Source organism: Polaromonas sp. P1_G2, assembly GCF_056405515.1.
Genome location: NZ_JBFUBY010000035.1, coordinates 1 through 21,376, shown reverse-complemented (window position 1 = coordinate 21,376; position 21,376 = coordinate 1). Strand labels below are relative to the sequence as shown.

The 21,376-nt window shown below is 63.7% G+C and carries 22 protein-coding genes; 15 read left to right on the top strand and 7 right to left on the bottom strand.

All coding sequences use genetic code 11. The features are described 5' to 3' along the window. Positions 1-261 (top strand): phosphoenolpyruvate carboxykinase domain-containing protein (locus tag AC1D0P_RS05885; RefSeq protein WP_477675853.1); only part of this gene is annotated, 261 nt, incomplete at its 5' end. A gap of 147 nt (positions 262-408) precedes the next feature. Here AC1D0P_RS05885 and AC1D0P_RS05880 read toward each other — a convergent pair. Next, the gene (locus AC1D0P_RS05880; protein WP_477675852.1) at positions 409-924 is read right to left on the bottom strand and encodes a hypothetical protein; all 516 of its coding nucleotides are present in this window, start codon (positions 922-924) and stop codon (positions 409-411) included. Between the two features lie 174 nt (positions 925-1,098). On the opposite strand from AC1D0P_RS05880, the gene AC1D0P_RS05875 reads away from it, so the two are divergent. Further along, entirely contained in the window at positions 1,099-2,055 is a 957-nt protein-coding gene (locus AC1D0P_RS05875) for a LysR family transcriptional regulator (protein WP_477675851.1), read from the top strand. A gap of 21 nt (positions 2,056-2,076) precedes the next feature. Here AC1D0P_RS05875 and AC1D0P_RS05870 read toward each other — a convergent pair whose 3' ends face one another. Continuing rightward, positions 2,077-2,352, bottom strand: coding sequence for a response regulator transcription factor (locus AC1D0P_RS05870; protein ID WP_477675850.1), 276 nt, complete (start codon positions 2,350-2,352; stop codon positions 2,077-2,079). Between the two features lie 5 nt (positions 2,353-2,357). Between AC1D0P_RS05870 and AC1D0P_RS05865 the strand changes: the two genes are divergently transcribed. The 3 genes from AC1D0P_RS05865 to AC1D0P_RS05855 all read left to right on the top strand — a co-directional run bounded on the left by AC1D0P_RS05865 (position 2,358) and on the right by AC1D0P_RS05855 (position 5,450). Further along, positions 2,358-2,786, top strand: coding sequence for an autotransporter outer membrane beta-barrel domain-containing protein (locus AC1D0P_RS05865; protein WP_477675849.1), 429 nt, complete (start codon positions 2,358-2,360; stop codon positions 2,784-2,786). Positions 2,787-3,429: 643 nt separating this feature from the next. Then, a complete protein-coding gene (locus AC1D0P_RS05860; protein ID WP_477675848.1) occupies positions 3,430-4,308 on the top strand; it encodes a hypothetical protein in 879 nt (292 codons plus the stop codon). A gap of 152 nt (positions 4,309-4,460) precedes the next feature. Then, positions 4,461-5,450 carry a Bug family tripartite tricarboxylate transporter substrate binding protein gene (locus tag AC1D0P_RS05855; protein WP_477675847.1) on the top strand — a complete coding sequence of 330 codons (990 nt, stop codon included), beginning with the start codon at positions 4,461-4,463 and terminating at the stop codon, positions 5,448-5,450. 31 nt (positions 5,451-5,481) lie between these two features. Here AC1D0P_RS05855 and AC1D0P_RS05850 read toward each other — a convergent pair whose 3' ends face one another. Beyond that, positions 5,482-5,670 (bottom strand): hypothetical protein, encoded by a 189-nt coding sequence (locus tag AC1D0P_RS05850; RefSeq protein ID WP_436155678.1) that lies wholly within the window; start codon positions 5,668-5,670, stop codon positions 5,482-5,484. 171 nt (positions 5,671-5,841) lie between these two features. On the opposite strand from AC1D0P_RS05850, the gene AC1D0P_RS05845 reads away from it, so the two are divergent. Genes AC1D0P_RS05845 through AC1D0P_RS05810 form a run of 8 tightly spaced genes read left to right on the top strand, consistent with a single transcriptional unit; the run spans position 5,842 to position 13,231 of the window. Beyond that, positions 5,842-7,371 carry a sensor histidine kinase gene (locus AC1D0P_RS05845; protein ID WP_477675846.1) on the top strand — a complete coding sequence of 510 codons (1,530 nt, stop codon included), beginning with the start codon at positions 5,842-5,844 and terminating at the stop codon, positions 7,369-7,371. 31 nt (positions 7,372-7,402) lie between these two features. Continuing rightward, positions 7,403-7,564, top strand: a complete 162-nt coding sequence (locus AC1D0P_RS05840) for a hypothetical protein (protein ID WP_477675845.1) — start codon at positions 7,403-7,405, stop codon at positions 7,562-7,564. After that, entirely contained in the window at positions 7,561-8,355 is a 795-nt protein-coding gene (locus tag AC1D0P_RS05835) for a 1-deoxy-D-xylulose-5-phosphate synthase N-terminal domain-containing protein (RefSeq protein WP_477675844.1), read from the top strand. Before AC1D0P_RS05840 ends, AC1D0P_RS05835 begins: the two co-directional genes overlap by 4 nt. Next, positions 8,352-9,236 carry a transketolase family protein gene (locus AC1D0P_RS05830; protein ID WP_477675843.1) on the top strand — a complete coding sequence of 295 codons (885 nt, stop codon included), beginning with the start codon at positions 8,352-8,354 and terminating at the stop codon, positions 9,234-9,236. Before AC1D0P_RS05835 ends, AC1D0P_RS05830 begins: the two co-directional genes overlap by 4 nt. A gap of 4 nt (positions 9,237-9,240) precedes the next feature. Then, positions 9,241-11,208: an NAD-dependent epimerase/dehydratase family protein gene (locus tag AC1D0P_RS05825; RefSeq protein WP_477675842.1), complete on the top strand. Its 1,968-nt coding sequence runs from the start codon at positions 9,241-9,243 to the stop codon at positions 11,206-11,208. After that, a complete protein-coding gene (locus AC1D0P_RS05820; protein ID WP_477675841.1) occupies positions 11,205-12,104 on the top strand; it encodes a class I SAM-dependent methyltransferase in 900 nt (299 codons plus the stop codon). Before AC1D0P_RS05825 ends, AC1D0P_RS05820 begins: the two co-directional genes overlap by 4 nt. A gap of 30 nt (positions 12,105-12,134) precedes the next feature. Continuing rightward, positions 12,135-12,878 carry a class I SAM-dependent methyltransferase gene (locus tag AC1D0P_RS05815; protein ID WP_477675840.1) on the top strand — a complete coding sequence of 248 codons (744 nt, stop codon included), beginning with the start codon at positions 12,135-12,137 and terminating at the stop codon, positions 12,876-12,878. A gap of 35 nt (positions 12,879-12,913) precedes the next feature. Further along, the gene (locus AC1D0P_RS05810; RefSeq protein ID WP_477675839.1) at positions 12,914-13,231 is read left to right on the top strand and encodes a DMT family transporter; all 318 of its coding nucleotides are present in this window, start codon (positions 12,914-12,916) and stop codon (positions 13,229-13,231) included. A 441-nt stretch (positions 13,232-13,672) separates the two neighbouring features. On the opposite strand, the gene AC1D0P_RS05805 is transcribed toward AC1D0P_RS05810, so the two are convergent. Next, positions 13,673-14,095: a VOC family protein gene (locus AC1D0P_RS05805; RefSeq protein ID WP_477675838.1), complete on the bottom strand. Its 423-nt coding sequence runs from the start codon at positions 14,093-14,095 to the stop codon at positions 13,673-13,675. Further along, complete coding sequence (locus tag AC1D0P_RS05800) at positions 14,092-14,511, bottom strand: DUF1801 domain-containing protein (protein WP_477675837.1); 420 nt, start codon at positions 14,509-14,511, stop codon at positions 14,092-14,094. Before AC1D0P_RS05800 ends, AC1D0P_RS05805 begins: the two co-directional genes overlap by 4 nt. Before the next feature lie 125 nt (positions 14,512-14,636). On the opposite strand from AC1D0P_RS05800, the gene AC1D0P_RS05795 reads away from it, so the two are divergent. Further along, positions 14,637-15,488, top strand: coding sequence for a metallophosphoesterase (locus tag AC1D0P_RS05795; protein ID WP_477675836.1), 852 nt, complete (start codon positions 14,637-14,639; stop codon positions 15,486-15,488). Positions 15,489-15,763: 275 nt separating this feature from the next. Further along, positions 15,764-16,315 (top strand): hypothetical protein, encoded by a 552-nt coding sequence (locus tag AC1D0P_RS05790; protein ID WP_477654425.1) that lies wholly within the window; start codon positions 15,764-15,766, stop codon positions 16,313-16,315. A 206-nt stretch (positions 16,316-16,521) separates the two neighbouring features. Here AC1D0P_RS05790 and AC1D0P_RS05785 read toward each other — a convergent pair whose 3' ends face one another. Next, positions 16,522-20,586, bottom strand: a complete 4,065-nt coding sequence (locus AC1D0P_RS05785; protein WP_477675835.1) for a PAS domain S-box protein — start codon at positions 20,584-20,586, stop codon at positions 16,522-16,524. A gap of 224 nt (positions 20,587-20,810) precedes the next feature. Next, positions 20,811-21,376: LysR substrate-binding domain-containing protein (locus AC1D0P_RS05780; protein ID WP_477675834.1), on the bottom strand; the 566-nt coding region annotated here is incomplete at its 5' end.

The window sequence follows — 21,376 nt, the reverse complement described above, 5'->3', positions numbered from 1 at the left end:
CTCAAGTGGATGATCGACCGCATCGAAGGCACGGGCAAGGGTTCCGAGCACATCACCGGCATCAGCCCCGCCTATGAAGACCTGAACTGGACCGGCCTCAACTTCAGCGCCGAGCAGTTCAACACCGTGACCAGCATCGACAAGGCCGCCTGGCTGAAAGAGCTGGAGCTGCACGCCGAACTGTTCAAGCAACTCGAACATCACCTGCCGAAAGAGCTGGGGGAGACCAAAGCCGCGATCGAGCGCCGCCTGGCTGCCTGATCGGCCTGCCATGCGGGTGCGGCGCACGACCTGCGCCGCGCCTCATGCCCCTGAAACCATCCGGCGACAGGGCAAAGAAAAAGCCACCTGACAAGGTGGCTTTTTTGTGGGCCGCCGCGGCGGGCTGCCCGGCATCCGGCGGGATGCTTAGATATAGCTGCGATGGTAGGCGCGCAGCACCGAGACACCGTTGACAGCCTCGGCACGCTCGGCCTTGACGGCGGGAGCGGCTGCGACTTCTTCAACATCGGCCGCGCGTTGCAGGGCCATTTGCAGATCGGCCATCACGCGGGGATCGTTCCGGGCGGCTTGCCACAGGCGCTGGTCGGCGCGGGCTTCGGCCAGGCTGCGCGACCAGCGGTCGAGGCCGGTCTTGACGCGGGCGGCGGCGTTGCGTGCGCTGCCGGCAAAAAGCGCCAGGGTGGCAAAGGCGATGGCCCACAGCGCGATCCACATCACCAGCAGATGGCCTTCGGTAACGCTGTCCATCACCTGGTAAGCCACCACCATAACGGCGGCCGCAACGGCGGACAAGAGCAGCGTGGCGAGGCCGCGGGTGCCGGAGAATGCATGGCCCAGCTGGCGTACGGCACCAAAGGCCGACTCAGCACGGACAACGCCGGGATGCTGTGTGGAATGTTTGATATTGACGAAGCTGGTCATGAGGAACTCCCGATTGGTTATCCCCGCCGGGACACAGATATCTCAGCGGGTAAGGGGATATTAGGGTTATCACTGATGTTACTCAACTTTATCTTTATGATGTGATTCATTCACAATAGTGATAATCCTGGGCCAAACCCGCTCACCTACCCCCKTCCACCCCCTTCCACTTCCTTGAATCCCCTTAATTTCCGGACGCTTGACCTGAACCTGCTTCGTGTTTTCGACGAAGTGATGGCCGAGCGCAGCCTGACGCGGGCGGCCCGCAACCTGTCGCTGACCCAGCCCGCCGTCAGCAATGCGCTGCGCCGGCTGCGAGAGACCCTGGGCGACGAGCTGGTGCAGCGCAGCGGCCAGGGCATGGCGCCCACATCGCGCGCCCTGGCCATCTGGCCGGCCGTGCGCGAGGCGCTGCAGCAGCTGCAAGAGTCGCTGGTCCCCAGCGAATTTGTGCCCGGCACGGCCAACACCACCTTTGTGCTGGCCATGGCCGACGCGACCGCGGCCGAGCTGATGCCCGGCCTGGTCGAAACGCTGGATCAGGAAGCCCCCGGCGTGTCGATGCGGGTGGTGCCGCTCACCACCCGGGACCCACGGCGCATGCTCGACGAAGAGACCTGCGATATGGCCGTCGGCTACTTTCCCTCGCTGCTGGCCGACCTGACCGCGCACGCGCAAAGCGGCGAACCCCTGCCCTTCCTGCACCAGCGGCTCTATGACGGCGAGTATGTCTGCGTGATGCGCAAGGACCATCCGCTGGCCACCGGCCCTTTCACGCTCAACCGTTTTTGCGCCGCGCGCCACATGCTGGTGAGCTTTTCGGGCCGGCCCTACGGCTTTATCGACGAATCCCTGGCCTCCCTGGGCCGGGAGCGGCATGTGGTGCTGACCGTCAACCAGTTCTTCRCCGCGGGGCGGGTGGTGGCCAATTCCAACCTGCTCACCGTGCTGCCGCGGCATTTCGTCAGGGTGACTGGAATCGCCGACCAGTTGGTGCTGCGCCCGCTGCCGTTTGACGTGTCGCCGGTGCACGTGGACGCTGTGTGGCACCGGCGCTCGCAGCAACGCAGCGCGCATGCGTGGTTACGCCAGGCACTGGTGCGGGCGGCCGACCAGGCCTTCTCCGCCTGAGCTAGCCAGCCGGCACCAAGGCTAAATCAGCCCGGCACGGATCGCGAAGGCCGTCAGCTGGGCGCTGTTGTGCATGCCCAGCTTCAGCATCAGGTTGCGCCTGTGCGTGCGCACGGTTTCACGCTGCAGCAATAAGCTGGCGGCAATCAGTTTGCTGGACGCGCCCTCCGCCACCGAACACAGCACCTGCTTTTCGCGTTCGGTCAGCTTGCGCAGCTCGGCCAGCGCGTCGATACCCGGCGGCTGGCGCAGTGCGGCGATGGATTCGGAAAAGTGCGGGAGAGGCCTGCTATTCAATTCCGATGGACGGCTGGACGCTGCAACCGCTGGCCGGGCTTTCGCTCAGCAGAAACAAGGCCGATGGCTTCACCGAAACCGGCGCAGGGGCGCTCAATCTGCAAGTGGCCGGCCAGACCATCAACTCATCCAGATCGATGCTGGGCGCCAAGGCATCTTTTGATGCAGGCCGCATCCACATCGAGCCTCGCGTGATCTGGGCGCACGAGTTCGCTGACCTGAACGCACCGCTGACAGCGCAATTCCAGGGCGCGGCGACGGCCTCGCCTTTCCAGGTTTCGGGTGCGGCACTGAAGCGGGACACGCTGATCCTAGGGCTGGGCGCCAGCGGCAGCATCAGCAAAGGTGTGGACCTCTTCGCCGACGTTCAGGCTGAACACAATTCGGCCCAGCGCAAGCTGGCTGTACTGGTGGGTTTGCGCAGCCGCTGGTAGGCACGCACGGCAAGGGTTTATCGGCTTAAGCGCGTCCGGACCGGCGCAGGTCGCTGGCAGCATGCCAATCGATGCCGGCCCGCTGCGGCCTTCCGGTTTCAAGTGGCGGCACACAACGCCCCTGCAACAGCGGGCGATTCAAGGTCCAGGTCCCCCTATCCGGCGGCCTTTATTTAGCGCACCACACAGCTTTTTGGGCTTTCGGGCGCGGTCCCAACTCTCCCCGGCTAGCGCCATCTCATCAAATTAATTCTTTGGTTTTGCTCTTCGGCAATCGAGACATTGAACGTTGCCAAACGGTCTACTTGCAAAAAAATGTAACGTAAAGCAAAGTCAAACCAAGGCATGCGCCCCGGGAGAGCGTGCCTCACCAACGGAAGTTTCTCAAAGAGTGCTTGTTAAAAAATGTCAATGAGATGAGGAGGGTGGCGCTTGCAACCGGAACTGCGATGTCCTCCGGCGAGGCATGGCGTCAGGTTCCGCCGGCCTCAAGGCTTGAATTCACAACCGAACGGCATGGGCTGCTCGGCGATGGTGAACCCGACGCCCCGAAGCGGATGGCCGGGCTGCTGGCTCCTCACCCGTTAACCATTGATCCACCAACCCACCCAACCCATAACCTCATTCACCCACGTCATTGCTCATGGCTTACAAACAGATGCCCCCCATTCCCCTGGCGCCCCTTCCGCCTCCCAAACCCGTCAAGGATGGCGGGGCCCAGCGATACGACACCCTGGTTTTCCTGCTGATCGCCTGCCTGGTGATGGTGGTGGGAGGCAGTGCGGCGCGCTATCTGCTGGTGGACCGCCCGGCGGCCAAGGCGCAGAAGGAGGCCCAGCGGTTGATGCAGCAACTGATGGCCGACAACCACAAGAACCAGCAGCAGCTTGAACAAAAGCTCGCCGAGGCAAAGGCCCAGACCGAGGCATTGSGCGCCAACATGGAGCAGATGAAAACCGAGATCCAGCTGCCAAAGGCCGTGGCGGAACCGGTTCCCGAGCCCGCGCAGAAGCCGGTGCCCGACGCCCAGGCCGCGGAACGCAAGCGGCTGGAGCGGGTGAAGGCGGTCGATGAACTGGTGGACTCCCTGGCTCCCAACCTGCAGGTCAAGTTCCAGCAAAAGGTCGCCTGGCAGGACCACACCGTTTCCTTCGGTTTTTCCCTGACCAATGCAGGCCGCCGCGCCATCCGCGTGAGCCAGCCGCGCATCGCCCTGACCCTGCACCCGCTGCCGAATATGCGAGCCTCGGAGCTGGCACTGAAGCCCGGCGACATACGGGCCGACATTTGCCCCCCTGGAATGATCGGCCCGGGGGAGACGATCAACTGCAATGCGGCCCTGCGCGCCGAAGCGTCATTCACCGGCGTCGGCCATATCTCGTTTCGCACCATCATCTCGGCGCGCACGGACCTCCCGGCCAACAGCGAAACCTGGAAGACCGTGCGTTCCGCGTACAAGGACGCCTACCTGGAAGAGCGCATGGTCAAGGATGTGTCCCTGAGTGGAGAGCTGTGGCGCTGATCACGAGGCGGGGCGACGTGCGCAAGCGGCTATTGATTTGCCGGCGATATTCCGGCGCCCGGCGCGCACCGCCCCTCATTTGAACGGTTTTGGGGCCCTGGGGCACGGTTTTTGCACACAGTTTCGCACTCAACTGTCCGCAGGAACGCTCCATGTCCCACTTTGAACTTCGCCGGCCCCTCGCACGCCGCAGCGCGCTGAAACTTCTCGCCGGCAGTGCCGCGTCCCTCGCCCTGCCGGCCTTCGCGGCCTGGCCCGACAAACCCATCAAGATCGTCGTGACCTTCCCGGCCGGCGGCGCCAGCGACATCGTCGCGCGCGTCATGGCCGAACAACTCGGCAAAAAGCTGGGCCAGGCGGTGGTGGTGGACAACCGCCCCGGTGCGGGCGGCAGCGTGGGTGGGCTGGTGGTGGCGCAGGCGCCTGCCGACGGCTACACGCTGATGCTGAGCAATTCGACGCCGGTGTCCATAGGCCCGTTCGCGCTGGAAAAGCAGCCCTATGACCCGGTGGAGGGCTTTACCCACATCGCGCTGATCGGCAACGCGCCCTGCGTGGTCATGGCCAACCCGCATGTGCCCATCAAGACCATGACCGACGTGGAGGCGCAGGCGCGCAAGGCCGGCCGGCTGGATTTCGGCTCGGGCGGGCCGGCCTCCATCGGCCACATCTACGGTGAGTTGATGAAAAAAGCCATGGGCGTGAACCTGCAGCACATCCCCTACCGCGGAGGCGCGYCCATGACGACGGACCTGATCGCGGGCGTGATCCCCATCGGCATCGACGTGCTGACGGCGTTTGTGCCTTACTTCAAGAGCGGACAGCTGGTGCCGCTGGCGGTGACCTCGGCGGCGCGCTCACCGCTGGTGCCGGATGTGCCCAGCGTGCTTGAGTTCGGCTACCGGAAATTGGTACTGGACAACTTCTTCGGCCTGAGCGGGCCGGCGCACATGCCGGCCGACGTGGTGGCGCGGCTGAGCAGCGCCTGCAACGAAATACTGGCAACGGCAGAGATCAAAAAGAAGATGCTGGAGTTGGGCATCACCACCCAGGCCATGAGCCCGGCGGCGTTCACCGGCTTCGTCAGGGAGCAGGTGGCCGTGCTGTCGCCCGCGGTGAAGGGCGCGGGTGTGAAGCTTTGAGAGGGTGCTCCGCCTTCAGGCGGAGCGGGCCTCAGCGAACCACGCTGAGGTAGGCGCGAGCGGCGTCGCGCAGTTCCTGGGCTTGCTGGGGGTTGCGGCCGGCACGGGCTTCGGCGCGCTCCATCAGGTTGTGGGCCACGCCATTGACGGGGGCCACGCCGGCGGCGGAAGGCAGGAAACGGGCGATCTGGGCAAACAGGCTATACATGTCGAAAGTCACCCGGCAGAGGGTGAAAAGTTGGCGATGGATCAAGAATAAGGGTTTTCCCTAGGGTTTCAAGCCTAAGACGGGGCCAAACCCATGCAAAACATGCATAGTTTGATCCGCAGCCCCGCATGGCCGGGGTTTAACGGGAGGAAATCACGCGTCCCGAACGGCTATGCTCCCTGCATGCCCGCACCCTCCCCCGCATCGACGTCGGCTGTGACGCCGGCTTCGTTGCCCGGCGAGGAATTGCTGCGGCAGGTCGCCGCCAATATCGACGCCATGCTCTGGTCCTGGGACCCGGCCAGCGGCCGCATCAGCTACACCAACCCGGCTTTTGAGATTTTCTGGGGCCTGTCGGCCGAGAAACTGGCGGGCGATACGTGGCAATGGCTGGACCAGGTCGACCCCGCGGACCGCGACCGGGTGCGGCAGTTGCAGCAGGCCGTCATCAAGCGCAGCGAGGAATATCGCGTGCGCAGGCCCAACGGCGACGTCGCAAGGCTGAGCCAGCGCGCGCTGCCCATCCACAGCCCTTCGGGGCAACTGCTACGCGTCATTCACCTGGCCAACAACATCACCTGGCAGCTCGATACCTCCAAGCAATTGCGCGTGGAAATCGGCAGGCGCACCGACTCCGAGGCCAAATACCGCGCGGTGGTCGAAAACGTCAGTGAGGGCATCCTGGTCACGGCCGGCGGCCGCATCCTCTATGCCAACCCCAAGGCGCTGAAACTCACCGCGCTGGACGAGGAAACCGCCAAGTCCCGCCCCTTCATCGAGTTCATCCACCCCGACGACCGTGAGCGGGTGCTCGGCAACCACCGCAAGCGCCTGCGCGGGGAGAGCGTCGAAAACCACTACCAGTTCCGCGTGCAGCACAGCCAAAGCATCACGCGCTGGCTCGARATCAGCGCGGTGATGTTCGAGTGGGAGGGCACGCCCGCCACGCTCAACTTCCTGACCGACGTGACACTCAAGCGCCAGGCGGAGGAAGACATGCTCAAGGCGCTGGCGCATGAGCGCGAGTTGTCGGAGCTCAAGTCGCGCTTCGTGGCGGTCACCTCGCACGAGTTCCGCACGCCGCTGGCCGCCATCCTGTCGTCCGTGGAACTGCTGGATGCCTACGGGGCGAGCTTTCCGGCCGAAGAGCGCCGCGAGCTGCTGGGCCAGATCAAGACCGCCGTGGCGCGCATGAACAACATGGTCGAGCAGGTGCTGTTGACCAGCCGCCTGGAGCTGGGCAAATTCAAGTTCGAGGCGGCCCCGCTGGTGGTGCCCGACTGGCTGGTGCAGGTGATGGCCGAGCTCGAGCGCGGCAACCCGCAGGCCGCGCGCGTATCCCTCACCTGCGACGGGCTGGACGCGCCGCGCACGGCGGACCAGCAGCTGTTGCGCCACGTGGTGATCAACCTGCTGGGCAACGCGCTCAAGTATTCAGACCCGGACACGCCGGTGAAATTCGCGGTCCGCGGCGTCGGTGAGCAGATGCACCTGCGCATCAGCGACCAGGGCATAGGCATTCCGGAGGCCGACCTGCCGCGCCTGTTCGGCAGCTTTCATCGCGGCACCAACGTGGGCAATATTTCCGGCACTGGCATAGGCCTGCACATCGTCAAGGAATGCGTGGACCTGCACAAGGGCGAGATCGAGGTCAGCAGCCAGCCCGGGCAGGGAACGACCTTCACGGTGCGGCTTCCGGCGCCGCTGGCCTGACATCGGGACCGTCTTCCCGCACAATCGGCGGGTGAACATCCAGCCTCTGGCCGACTTGCACCGAGAAAGCAACCCGAACTTCATGGCGCCGCAACCCTTTGATTATCAATATATTCTGAATAATTTTGAGCCGGTGTCTCACCTGCGCAATTCTGCGCACCAAATTTATACGGCAAAGGGCGCAGAACAATGAAAGAAATAAGTGATCTCTTCGCCGATCTTCTTCGCGATACGAAAATAAGACTSCTTCAGCTTCACCATGACGCAAACTGTGGGCATCTCGGCGGTAATTTCTCATGTATAGACGCACTGATGACGCTGCATCACATTGTGATGGCGCCAGGCGACCRCTTTGTTCTTTCAAAAGGGCACTCGGCTGGAGCTCTCTACGCCACACTATGGAGCCTTGGTCGCCTCTCTGATACTGATCTACGGACTTTCACGCGTGACGACACTTTGCTTCCCGGCCACCCTAGCGGCTCCGGCATTCCCGGGTTGATGTTTTCCACCGGATCTCTCGGACACGGTCCGTCGTTGGCGGCCGGCCTTGCTCTCGCGGCACGCCACAAGGGTCTTGATCATCAGGTCTTCTGTCTTTGCTCCGACGGCGAATGGCAGGAGGGTAGCTGCTGGGAGGCCCTTAACTTCGCCATCCATCAGCGGCTGAGAAATCTTGTCATACTCATCGACCAGAATGGCCTGCAGGGTTTCGGTCGCACGGCTGACGTGATCTCTTGTGACGATCTCACTCCACGCATAACAGCGTTCGGTGCTGACGTTCAAAGGATCAACGGCCACGATCCAGATGCCATCGCGAAAGCCATCGCCAGACCCGCCAATGGCGCTCCCCGGGTGTTGATTCTTGACACTGTTAAGGGGCGTGGTCTGCATTTCGAGGGCCAGCTGGAATCCCATTACCTGCCTTTGTCTGAGGCCAACTATGCAGCGGCCCTCAGCACCTTCGAACAGAAGGGCGCTCAATGAGAAAAGCCTTCGCAGACGCGGTTTTGGCGCACTGCAACCACGACGACTGGTTTTTCCTCACCGGCGATCTCGGTTTTATGGCCCTGGAAGAAGTCAAGTCCGCGTTTGGTAGACGCTTCGTCAATGCCGGGGTGGCCGAACAGAACATGATCGGCGTTGCGGCAGGGCTCGCGCGTGAATCCTTGCGCGTGATCGTCTACAGCATTGCCCCCTTCTGCTACGCACGTCCCTTCGAACAGATCCGCAATGACCTTTGCCTGGGCGGCCTGCCGGTGTGCTTGGTGGGAAACGGCGGTGGTTACGCATACGGCCATATGGGACCGACCCATCACGCACTTGAAGACTGTGCAGCGATGAATGCCCTGGGCGTGCGTGTGCTGGTGCCGGCTTTTGACAATGATCTACCTGCACTTCTTGCGCACCTTGACGAGCCTACTTATCTTCGCCTGGGCTACGACGTCAGGCCGGTTGGTCAAAGTGTGCCTGAGTACGCCCCCTGGCGAGAAGTTCTGCCCGGTCGCTGCGGCGCTATTGCGGCTCTTGGTCCGATTGCGGGCGTTGCCTGGCAAGCCTTGGCCGACCTTGATATCGATTCAAGACCGTCGGTATGGGCTGTGTGCGAGTTCAATGACGCCGAAATACCATCCAGATTTCTGGATCAGATAATTGGTCGTCCCCTTTACGTTCTGGAAGAACATGTTGCCCAAGGGGGACTCGGGATGAACTTGGCATTTGGCCTCGCCGCCCGCGGCTTGGCAGCGGGGCGCTTCGTTCATAGACCGGCTCTCGGCTATCCCACCGGTCGCTTCGGCTCCCAGGCTTTTCACCGTGCCCAGTGCGGGCTCGATGCGCCATCCATCCGTTCCATGGTCACCGGCTGAGAAAATGACTCTCGACAACAAGCTTAGAAATCTGGCTGGCCCGGTGCTGGTTCTTGGTGCCAGCGGTTTCATTGGAGCCAACTTGCTACGCCGTCTGCTTGCGGTGCGCAGCGATGTAACCGGCACCGTTTTTTCCGGCGACACCTGGCGTCTCGACGGCGTACCCTCGACCAACATCGCATTCCTGAACCTGCAGGATCCGGTTAGCGTCCGATCGGTGCTACACCGGGTTGGACCAAAGATGGTCTTCGATTGCGCATCCTTTGGGGCCTATTCCTTCGAGCAGAACTATGAGCGCGTCCACGCAACCAACTACCTCAGCTTTATTCGCCTGATGGAAGAGATTGCGGGGATGGAGCTGGCAGCCTTCGTTCACGCAGGCAGTTCGTCGGAATACGGTCTCAACTCAGCAGCTCCCGCTGAAAATGCCTCACTCGTGCCAAACAGCCACTATGCGGTTAGCAAGGTCGCTGCCGGCGCTGCCATTGCTTATTTCGGCAAGGTGCGCGGCGTTCCGGTTACCAACCTGCGTCTCTACTCGGTGTATGGTCCGTTTGAGGACAGCTCGAGGCTCATCCCCGCGCTGTGCGAAGCCAGCCTGCGAGGGGAACTCCCGGTTCTGGCTCGAGCCGAGGTAAGCCGCGACTTCGTGCACGTGGACGACGTCATCGAAGCCTTTGCCGATACCGCGCAGCTGATGGGGCCAAATCTTGCCGGTGAGTCCATCAACATCGGCAGCGGCCGGCCAACCACCCTCGCAGCACTCGCCGACTTGGCCCTCACATCTTTCGGGCTCACTGCCGAACCGCGCTTCAACCCCGCCGCAGGCCGTGCATGGGATACAACAGACAACTGGTACGCAGACACTACCAAGGCAAAACGTCTGCTTGGCTGGTCTGCCAAAGTGGACCTCACAGATGGCCTCAAGAAAACTCGCGATTGGTGGCGAAACTATCTCGTCGATGCAAATTTCACACGACTGACCAAGCGCACACAGCCACGCAAGGAAAAGAACTCCATCTCTGCAGTGATAGCTTGTTATCGTGACGTTCAGGCTATCCCGGTCATGCATGAACGGTTAGTAGCGATGTTCCAGCGAGTGGGGCTTGATTACGAGATTATCTTTGTCAACGACAACTCCCCCGACGATTCCGCTGAGGTGATCCGGGAGATCAGCGCCCGCGACCCCCATGTGATCGGCATCACCCATTCGCGTAACTTCGGCTCCCAAGCAGCCTTTCGCAGCGGCATGGAACTTGCCAGCAAGGAGGCCGTGGTACTGATGGACGGCGACCTGCAAGATCCGCCGGAACTGATCGAAGCTTTCGTAGAGCGTTGGCGCGCAGGTGCGGACGTTGTCTATGGTCGGAGGATAAAACGTGAGATGCCCGTGCTACTCGAGGCCTGTTATCGGGCTTTCTATCGTGTTTTTGCCCTGATGAGCGAGGTCCCCATTCCAAAAGATGCGGGTGACTTTTCTCTGATCGACCGTACCGTCGTGTATTGGCTGCTCCAATGCCAGGAGCGCGACTCGTTCCTGCGCGGACTGCGCGCCTATGTAGGCTTCCACCAGGAAGGGGTGGATTATGTGAGGCCCGAGCGCATGTTTGGTGTCAGCACAAATAACTGGATCAAGAACATCGGTTGGGCCAAGAAAGGCATCTTTTCCTTCTCCCGCATGCCGCTGCACTTGCTTACCGCGGCGGGAGGGGTTGCATCCTTTGCGACAATTTTGCTGGCGATCTTCAGCATCCTTGTACGGGTTCTCAGCCCCGAGACAGTCCCCAAGGGCGTGACCTTTCTATCATTGCTGGTTATGTTTTTCGGTTCCTTCACACTGCTCGGAATCGGTCTTTTAGGCGAATACATAGGCAAGATTTTCGAGGAGATCAAAGCTCGACCAGCCTTCATTCGCCGGAGTCTGATCGTGCACGGTGAGATCCGTCCCGCAGATCCGAGGGGGCAACTTTGAGCGTCGAGCGCGCATGTCCCGTCTGCATGGGCCGCAGCCACGCGCCCTTCGCTGCCGAGCGTATTGATCCCGAGCGGGTCGGAACTCTGACTTACGCATCCCGCAAACCACCGGAATTCATGTGCCTTCGCCTCGTGCGCTGTACCACCTGCGATTTGGTCTACGCGCCTTCGCCTCCGGCCGAGGACTTCCTGCACGCCGCCTACGCTGATGCGGGTTTTGACTCGGGTCCCGAAGCAGTGGCCGCGGCCAAAACATACGCTGACGCTCTTGAGCCCCACTTGCAAGGGCTCACCGTCCGCAACGCTGCAATCGATGTAGGCGCCGGTAGCGGACCGTTCCTTCCTTGGTTGCAGGCCCAAGGATTCACACCGGTGATTGGCATCGAGCCTTCACGGGCAGCTATCGACGCCGCCCCGCCGGCAGCACGCCCCCTGCTTAGGGAGGGAATGTTCTCGGCATCCATGCTTGACGGCGAGACTCCATCCCTCATCTGTTCCTTCATGACGCTTGAACATCTACCTGATCCGGGCGATTTCGTCGCCACCGCCCACAGTCTCCTCGAGCCAGGAGGCGCAATAGCGGTAGTGGTGCATGACTGGCGGGCTCCTCTCAATCGGCTGCTCGGCCTGCGTTCGCCGATCATCGATGTTGAGCACCTCCAACTCTTCAGCCCCCGGGCCCTGCGTGAACTGCTCCAAAGGGCCGGGTTCGAACGCATTGCACTGAGCCCGATCCGCAACGCCTACCCGCTGCGTTACTGGCTTCGACTCACGCCGCTGCCGGATTCTGCAAAAAAAACACTCCTCAGCCTGCTTGAGCGGTCCGGGCTTGCGGACCATACCTTCGCCATAAACGTCGGCAACATGCTCGCTGTCGGCATCAAGCCTCAATGAAATCACGGCCGCCAAGGCTGCCGGCACACTATGACCAAAGTCCAGCCCCCCGACATTAAACGAAATGTTCGTCGCTTTGACGAAGATGTGCGCGAACTCGGGGCTTACGCATATACAGGGGACCGTCTATCGTCTCGCCTCGCCAATGGCCGAATAAGCCGCGCCATCGCCGAATCCTTCGACTTCCGTGGCGCCTCTGTGCTAGACCTAGGTTGCGGCGATGGTGCGTATACCGTCGAATTTGCCCGCCTTGGCGTACGCCAGGTTGTTGGCCTTGACCCAGCCGCCGTGGCCATCGACGCCGCCCGTGCCCGCGCTCAGGCTCTGGGTGTTGCGGACACCGTGCACTTCGAAGTCGGTAATATCTACGTGCTTGACGAATACATCGCTTCCGGGCGATTCGACTGCATCGTAATTCGAGGGGTACTTCATCATCTGCCCGATCCAGCTCGCGCCCTGGCCGGACTGGCCGCATTCGAGGGCACAGTAATTGTGCTCGAGCCCAACGGCAACAACCCGGTCCTTAAGCTCCTGGAACGCTTCTCAAATTATCACATCGAGCACGAAGAACGCTCCTTCCGCCCCGGCTTGATATGCAGCTGGATCACCGCGGCCAGCCTATCTGTACACCGTTGCCGCATGTTAAACCTAGTGCCCTTCTTCTGTCCGGACCCAATCGCCAAAGTCCTGCGAGCGGTCGAGCCGCTTGTCGAACGCATTCCCCTGTTGCGGGACATCGCCTGTGGCCAGAGCATCATCGTCGCTGGCAGATGATGCACGCAGTTTTCCTGGCGGGGATGATCTTGTGCATGACTGCATCCCAGATACTCTTAAAGTTCGCGGGACTGCACTCGTTGACCCATGCCAGTGCGATGGAAGGTTTTGTTCGCAACCCCTGGCTGTGGGCTGCTTTGGGTGCTTCCGCCGGCGGTATTTGCTGCTGGCTGCTGACCCTTCGCCGACTGCCGTTATCGGTAGCCTATCCGTGGACGGCACTTATCTACGGCATCACTCCCCTAGCGGGTGCGTGGATCTTCGCAGAAGTGTTGACCGGTAGCTACGCCGTTGGGATGACGCTCATCCTTGCAGGCGTGGTGCTCACCAGCCGGGGAGTGATGCCGCGATGAGCCCAGCCGAACTCGGGCTCTGCTTAACGTCCCTGGCCTGCAGCAGTGTTTCCCAGCTTTTCATGAAGGGGGCGGCGCTACCCGGTAGCTTCCCGCGACGGCTGGCTCGTCTCGGTGCGGCTGGCAGCCTGCAACTGGTGTCGATTGGCCTCGTGATGCTCGCACTTCAAACCCTCCCTCTTTCCCAACTGGTGCCGTTCGCGGCGGGTGGATACATTCTGGTCCCCCTCGGTAGCCGTCAGCTATTCGGAGAGTGTCTCCATCCACGCTTCTGGGCAGGGGCTCTTTTAATCGTTTCGGGAATCCTATTTACTCAGGGATGGCTTCCGTCCTGAGAGAGCCTTTCTTTGTTGCGATCAGCAGCCAGCCCGGGCAAGGAACGACCTTCACGGTGCGGCTGCCGGCGCCGCTGGCCTGACATCACCCAGGCCCGCGGCGACCCTAATCGGCCAGCTCAAACTGCGGATTCCACGCCACTTCCCAGAGATGGCCGTCCGGATCCTGGAAGTAGCCGGCATAGCCGCCGTAGAAGGTCGCGCTTGCCGGCTTGGTGATCACGGCGCCGGCTTTCGCGGCCTCGGCCATCACCGCGTCCACCTCCTGCTGCGAGGCCACGTTGTGCGCCAGTGAAAAGCCCGGCACCCCGCGCTGCGAGGGCAGCAGGCCGGTGTCGTGCGCCAGGCTGGCGCGCGGCCACAGCGCCAGCTTGAGGCCGGGCTGCAGGTCGAGGAAGACCACGGCGCCGTGCTCGAATTCCTTACCGACGATGCCGGGCGTCGCCAGCCCCAGGCCGTCGCGGTAAAAAACCAGCGAGCGCTCAAGGTCATCAACGCCCAGGGTGATCAGGGTAATGCGCGGTTTCATACGGATTTCCTCCGGTGATACGTCAAGGCCGCCTGGATGCAGAATGCCAGCGCATCACGCGGCAGCGCGTCGGCGGCGTCCAGCACGATGGCCCGGTTTCCTTCATAACGGAGCTCCCGCGGAAACAGCGTGCGGAAGGTGTCCACCAGCGTGGTCTTGCAGTTGAAGTAGAGGGCGTACTGCGAAGGACTGGATTTGACCGGCCCCAGGCGCAGGGTGCTGCCGCTTTTGCTGGCCGACGTGAGGTAGGCAGGTTCCCCCCACTTGAGCGTTTCCTCGATCTCGCCGACGCCGGGCGTGGCGGCCGCAGTGTCCAGGATCAGCCCGCGCAGCAGCATCAAGCGGCGCCGCAAGTCCGGCGGGTAGGCCGCGAAGGTTTGCGCCACGGCGGCGTTCCTGATCTCGATTTGCGTCACAAGCGGCTCCTGTTCCATAGCTTCATGCCCCGCCCCATGGAATCTAGCGCAGTGCAGGGGCGCGCGGTGGCGCAAGCAAAAAGCCCTCGCCCGGAACAGGGCCGGTCTTCCCGCACAATCGACGGGTGAACATCCAGCTCCTGTCCGACCTGCATCTCGAAAGCAACCCCGACTTCACGGCCAGGCCGGTGCCCGGCGCCGACCTGCTGGTGCTGGCCGGCGACATCGGCTCCTACCAGCAGGGCTCGCTGCTGGGAGAACGCGGCGTCGCCGATTTCGGCCTGGCGCGTTTTTCGCCCCTGCCCGTGGCCCAGGGTGGCGCTGGCTGGCCGACCCCGGTGCTCTTCCTGCCGGGCAACCACGAGTACGACGGCCTGGACTTTGACGCCGCCCATGCGCGCTTGCGCGAGACTTGCGAGCGGCTGGGCATGGTCTGGCTGGAACAGGAAATCGTGGTGCTGCGGGGCATCCGTTTTGTGGGCAGCACGCTGTGGACCGACTTCGACGCGCTGAGCGGGGGCCAGGCCCAAGACGCCGATATCACGCTAGGCGAACAGCTGAAGGCGCGCGAGAAAGCCTTTCGCGCGGCCAATTTCTACCTCAGCAAAAATCATTCGTTCAGGGGCGGGCAGCCGCTGCTGGCGGCCGACGTGCGCGAGCAGGGCCTGAAAAGCCAGGCCTGGCTGCGGCAGGCACTGGCCCAGCCCTTTGACGGCCTCACGGTGGCCGTCACTCACTTCGCGCCCAGCCTGCTGAGCGCCGACCCGCGCTACGGCCTGGCACCGGGCACGGCGGGGTTTTGCAACGCCCTCGATGAACTGCTGCCGCTGGCCGACCTGTGGCTGCACGGCCATTTGCACTGCGCGATCGACTACACCAGCCGTGGCTGCCGCGTCGTCGCCAATCCGCTGGGCTATGCGCGCAAGGGCGAGCAGGAGGGTTATTTACCTGAACTGCTGATCGGCATCGGCCAATAGCTCAACAGTCCAAAGCATTCTTATCAGCGCGCTGTCCGCACGCCGCTGCTGACTAAAGTCATAACGCCATGGCGCATTCGGCCGCGCCACTTTTTTTTGAACTTCCCGCGCGGCGCATGACCCAACAAGGGCCTGCAACGCGGAAGCAAAGCGTCATCACAAGGTGATAACACTTTGTTCCAATTGTGGGTTTGCGCGCCGTTCGGCTTGCATGTATCTTGCATGAAGGGTTCATGCAGGACTTCCTGCACCGCACCCTTATCGGGGAGAGCACCATGAAAAGCAATGTGTCCTATCTTGGCGCCTGGCTTGCCGCCGCCGGCCTGGCCTTTGCACTCGCGCTTGCGGCGCCCAATGACTCCAGCGTGATGGGTCGCCTGCCGGCCTTCATGGCGCAAACCCTGCTGCGACAGCCGGTCACCGTGCCCGAGGGCCTGCCCTCCGACCGCACCCTCGCCCTCATCACCTTCAAGCGCGGCCAGCACGCCCAGGTCGAGAGCTGGATCCAGGGCATGAATTTGCGCAACGACCCTTCGATCACCTGGATGCGCATGCCGGTGGTCAACGACCCCGGCACGATGACGGGCCGCAGCGCGGTCGAAAACCGCTTGCTCCAGCATTACCCGGCCGACACCGAGCGGGCCAAACTGGTGCCGGTGTTCACCGACCGCGCCAGCTTCGTGCGCTCCGCCGGCCTGGGCAGCACCGACCAGGTCTATGCCGTGGTGGTCAACCGCCAGGGCGAGGTGCTGGCCCGGGTTGAAGGGCAGTTTGATGCCGACAAGGCACAGACCCTTCGCGAGACACTCCAACAGAAAACCTTTTAGTCAGCGCTCCTCACTTCGTGCAATGCACGGCGTCCCAGGCGCGATGCGAAGCGAGCCGCTCAATACCAGCAGGGGGCCGCGGGACTGGCTTTGCCAGACCGCAGGCGCCGCCCCCTTGAGGGGGGAACAGGCTACACGTAGTGAGCTTGGACAGGGGTGCATCACTTTTGGGGGAACAGGCTACACGCAGTGAGCCTGGACGGGGGTTACACCGTCTCCACACCCAGCGTGAAATAAAACGTCGCACCTTTATCCGGCTGTGACTCGGCCCACACCTTGCCGCCGTGGCGCGCGATGACGCGCTGCACCGTGGCCAGGCCGACACCGGTGCCGGCGAACTCGGACAGCGCATGCAGGCGCTGGAAGGCGCCGAACAGTTTTTCGACATAGGCCATGTCAAAGCCCGCGCCCCTGTCGCGCACGAAGTACACCGTCTCGCCGTCCTTGCCGGTTTCGCGGCCGAAGCTGATCTCGGTGTATTCCTGCTTGGCGCTGAACTTCCAGGCATTGCCGATCAGGTTGTCGAGCACCTGCTTGAGCAGCCGCGGGTCGCCCTGGCCCGTCACGCCGGGTTCGACATGCAGGCGCACGGCACGGTCGGGTTCGCGCTCGCGGTAGCCGGCCAGCAGGGCTTCGGCCACCGCGCTGAGGTCGACCCGCTCCCAGCGCAGGCTGGAGCGCGACACCTGCGCCAGCGTGAGCATCGCGTCGATCAACTCGCCCATTTGTGAAACCCCCGCGCGTATGCGCGCCAGGTAATGCCGGCTGCGTTCGGTCAGGGGGCTGCTTTCGGCCTTGGCCATGGCCCGCTCAAGCAGGTCGCTGAAGCCGTCAACAGCGCTCAGCGGGCTGCGCAGGTCATGCGACACCGAGTAGGAGAAAGCCTCCAGCTCCTTGTTGGCGAATTCGAGCTGGGCGGTGCGCTGCTGCACGCGTTCCTCCAGGCTGGCATTGAGCCGCAGGATTTCCTCGCGCGCGCGCTTGCGTTCGTGGATGTCGGTGTTGATGCCCAGCACCCCGTTGACCTGGCCCCGCTCGTCGCGCACCACCGTCCAGCGCGCTTCGATGCACACCATCGAGCCGTCGCGTGCGCGCTGCTCGAGTTCGCCGCTCCAGTCGCCCTCATTGGCCACCGTACGGGCCATGCTGTCGATCAGCACCTGGGGATCGGCGTACATGAACGTTTCCATGCTCTTGCCGAGCACCTCTTCGGCCGTCCAGCCGTAAAGGCGCTCGGCGCCCTTGTTCCAGAAGCGTATGGTCCGGTCGAGGTTGCGGACCATGATGGCGTCCTGCGCCCGGTCCAGCAGCGAAGCCTGCTCGCGTATCTTGATGACGGCCTGACGCTCGGCCTCCTGGCTGCGCCGGCGTTCCAGCCGCGCGCGCAAGCCGATCACGCCGAAAGCCAGGTTGTCCGCGAGCTCCTGCAGCAGCCTGACCTCATCGGCGCTGAAATTCTGCGCCTCGCCCGAATACAGGCACAGCACGCCGAAGCTGCGCGGGCCGTCGCGCAGTGGCAGGCAGATCGCGCTGAGGAACCCGCGCTCCAGGGCCGGCGCGTGCCAGTAGAACCGGCTCTCGGCCTGACTGATGTCGCCGGTCTGCTGGGGCTGCCCGCTGCGCACGGCCTGGCCCGCCGGGCCCTGGCCGGTGGCATCGTCGTCGCGCCAGCTCAGGCGGATCGCCGCAAGATAGCCGTTTTCTTCGCCGGCGTGGGCCACGGGCAGGATGCGGCGCTCCGCGTCGTCCTGCGCATAGCCCACCCAGGCCATGCGATAGCCCCCCACGTCGACGGCGACGCGGCATACCTCGGCCAGCAGTTCGCTTTCCTCGTCCACGCGGTTGATGGCGATGCAGGAGCGGCTCAGCATCTGCAAGGCCCGGTTGGTGCTGGCCAGCGCCAGGTCGGCGAGCTTGCGGTCGGTGATGTCGCGCGCCGTGCCCACCACACGCTCCAGCTCGCCGGAAGCACCCATTACCGGGTAGGCGTGGTCCCGTATCCAGCGTATCTGGCCGTCCGTGGACAGGATGCGGTATTCGGTGTCGGAGGCTTGCCCGATGCGATTGCGCTTCCTGGCCTCCTTGAGCAAATGGGTGTCCTCCGGCAATGCGACATCGGCGTACGAAAGAGGGTCGGCAAACAGGCTTTCGCGGCTGCGGCCCCAGATCTTTTCATAGGCGGGGCTGATGTAGAGGAGACGGCCGGAGCGCGGATCCACGTTGTAGAAAACGTCCTGGATGTTTTCCGCCAGTTCACGAAAGCGCGCCTCGCTGCTGACCAGGGCCGCCTCGGCGCGCACGCGCGCCAGCGCGATGCCGGCCAGGCGCGCGGCGATGGCGATCAGCTCGATCTCAGCGGTCTGGGGCCTGCACGGGTAAGCGCGGTAGATCGCGAACGTCGCGAGCACCTCGCCGTCGGTCGACACCACCGGCATGGACCAGCAGGCCCGCAGGCCGTGCTCCCGCATCAGCTCGCGGTAGTCCTGCATCAGCGGGTCGCTCTGCGTGTCTTCCACCACCACCAGCTGGTTGCGGAACGCCGCGGTGCCGCAGGCGCCCACGCCCTCGTTGGCAAGCAGGCCCTCGATGGCCTGGTTGTAGCGGTCGGGCAGGCTGGGCGCGGCTCCCAGGTGCAGCTTGCCGTCCTCCAGCAGCAGGATGGAGCACAGGCTGTCCGGCGAGCTGTCTTCGATCAGGCGAACGATGGCTTCCAGTGACTGTGCCAGGGGCGCCCCGCCGGCGATCAGGGCCAGCACCTGCTCCTGCGCCCGCGCGAAGTTTTCCGCCGCCTTCTGGGCGGTGATGTCGTTGAACACGACCAGGCCGCCCATCAGCATGCCGGCGGCGTCGCGCAGCGGCCGGGTGCTGATGCGCAGCACCCTGTCTTCCGCGCCGGGCCGGCGAAACACCAGGTCCCAGTTGTCGATGCGGATGCCGCGCGCGGCCTGGGTCAGCGGGCGTTCGGGCGTGGGGTAGGGCGTCCTGCCGTCCAGCATCAGCAGTTCATGGCCGCGGCGCCAGTCCTCGATCCGCATGCCGGGATCCGGCGCCGCGTTGAACAGCACCCGCGCCGTGGCGTTGAACAGCAGGAAGCGGCCTTCGGTGTCCGTGGCGATCACCCCCTCGTTCATGCTGTTGAGGATCAGGTCCAGCAGGGACCGCTCCTTGTCGACGCGGTCCAGCATGGCGTCGAGCTCCCGCTGCCGGGCTTGCAGCGACTCGGCCATGCGGTTGAAGGTGAGCCCGATTTCGCCGAGCTCGCCCTGGTACAGCGGCCCCAGCTTCACGCGTGCGCCCAGGTTGCCCTGGGCCACCTCGTCGGCTTCTCTCAGGATGGCCTTGGCGGGGTTGACGATCAGCCGGTTGCCCATCCAGCGCGCGCAGGCCACGCCAACCAGCGCCATCGCCGCCAGCGCCAGCAGTTCGAGAACCAGGTCCTCATGGCTGGGCGCCGCGATCACCGCTTCCGGAACGCTGATCGCCACCATCAAGCCCTCGCGTCCTCCGCCCGGCACGGGCGCCACGGCATAGACCCGCGGCGCGCCCTGCATGCCCGCCGCATGCTGCACCCCTTGCCGGCGCTCCCGCACCGCCTGTTGCACGTTGGGGTCCGGGTGCGGCTCGCCCAGCCAGGACGGCGCCGGCGGGGACACCGCCAGCACCGTGCCGTCCCGGTCCAGCACGGACAGGCGGGCGCCCGGCATGGTGGGTGCCTCCGCCAGCGATTCCGCCAGCGCGGGCAGCCCCAGCACCGCGAAAGCCACGCCGCTGATGTTCCCGGCTTCGTTGCGCACGGGCACTGCGAAACCGATGCCGGGACGCCCGCTGGCGCGGCCCGTGGCATAACGGCCCGCCGCGAAACGCTGGCCCGCCATGACCTGCTTGAAATAAGGCCGGTCATCGATACGCAGGCCGTTGGTCGTACCCAGTGCGTCGCACAGCAAGGTACCGTCGGACGCGGCCAGGCCCATGTTGGTGATTTCGGGATGCTCCGCGTGGAGGTTTTTCAGGTGTTGGCCGCACAGGCCGGGCACCAGGTTTTTGATGTGCGGCCCGCTGGCAATGCCGTTGAGCAGCTCGTGGACCATGTCCACCGTGCGCTGCTCGCGGGTCGAGAGCATCAGGACATCCGACAGCAGGTCCGACTGCGCCAGCCGCAACGCGGCCCTGTGGCTTTGCTCCGCGGAATAGACAAGCAGGCCGAAGACGGGGAGCAGCGCGAGCAGCACCAGCAGAACCAGACGGGTACGCAGCCCGAGCCATCCCAGCATTCCTGTTACCTTGTGCCTTTCCCTGCCATGCCGCGGCGCGCCCTGCATAGTTTCTGCAGTGTGCGCACGCACCCGGCTTTTGTAAATGGGATTAGTCCCCGAATTGAGGCCTTTAGTGGCAGTCTTCGGCGCTGTCCTACAGGGTCAGGCTTGGCCGTGCGGCGGGAAATTGAATACCAAGGGGCTGGTTCCAGCCCCAAGCATCGCCGTGCCGCAGCGCTGCGTTACGGCACCAGCGACTGGGCTGCCGACTGCTTGAGCGCGGCCGTCAGGGCGTCCAGAACCTCGGACTCCAGGTTCCAGCAATGCCAATAGAGCTGGATGGGCAGCGTGTAATGGGGCGCCACATTGACGAGCTGGCCCTGGTCAATGAGGCCCTGCGCGAGCAGGCGCGGCACCACGCTGACGCCCCAGCCCGCCAGCACGGCCCTGACCATGCCTTCCGACGAGGGCACGAACAGCTGGTTCAGGGTGACGCGCTTGAGCCCGAAGGCCTTGCTGACAAAATCGACCGGCAACTCGTCCTTGCGATTGAAGGCGATGAAGGGCACCTCGCGGAAGTTGTACTGCGTCAACCCGGGCGCGGCCTGCCTGTCGCCCGCGCCGTCGCGCAGGCCGAGGCGGTTTTGCGCAAAGGCCGGCGCCGCCACCGCGATGTACTGCATCGCGCCCAGCGGCTCCACCTTGCAGCCGCGCAGCGCCTGCTTGAGCGTGGTCACGCAGCCCAGCACCTGGCCTTCGCGCAGCCATTCATGGGTGAAATTCTGGTCGTCGTGGATGATCTCCATGG

Excerpts from the sequence above, each read along its gene's own strand:
- AC1D0P_RS05805 (WP_477675838.1), bottom strand. The coding sequence starts at position 14,095 with ATGAAACCGCGCATTACCCTGATCACCCTGGGCGTTGATGACCTTGAG.
- AC1D0P_RS05785 (WP_477675835.1), bottom strand. The coding sequence starts at position 20,586 with ATGCTGGGATGGCTCGGGCTGCGTACCCGTCTGGTTCTGCTGGTGCTG.
- AC1D0P_RS05815 (WP_477675840.1), top strand. The coding sequence starts at position 12,135 with ATGACCAAAGTCCAGCCCCCCGACATTAAACGAAATGTTCGTCGCTTT.
- AC1D0P_RS05810 (WP_477675839.1), top strand. The coding sequence starts at position 12,914 with ATGACTGCATCCCAGATACTCTTAAAGTTCGCGGGACTGCACTCGTTG.
- AC1D0P_RS05880 (WP_477675852.1), bottom strand. The coding sequence starts at position 924 with ATGACCAGCTTCGTCAATATCAAACATTCCACACAGCATCCCGGCGTT.
- AC1D0P_RS05825 (WP_477675842.1), top strand. The coding sequence starts at position 9,241 with ATGACTCTCGACAACAAGCTTAGAAATCTGGCTGGCCCGGTGCTGGTT.
- AC1D0P_RS05865 (WP_477675849.1), top strand. The coding sequence starts at position 2,358 with ATGGACGGCTGGACGCTGCAACCGCTGGCCGGGCTTTCGCTCAGCAGA.
- AC1D0P_RS05790 (WP_477654425.1), top strand. The coding sequence starts at position 15,764 with ATGAAAAGCAATGTGTCCTATCTTGGCGCCTGGCTTGCCGCCGCCGGC.
- AC1D0P_RS05830 (WP_477675843.1), top strand. The coding sequence starts at position 8,352 with ATGAGAAAAGCCTTCGCAGACGCGGTTTTGGCGCACTGCAACCACGAC.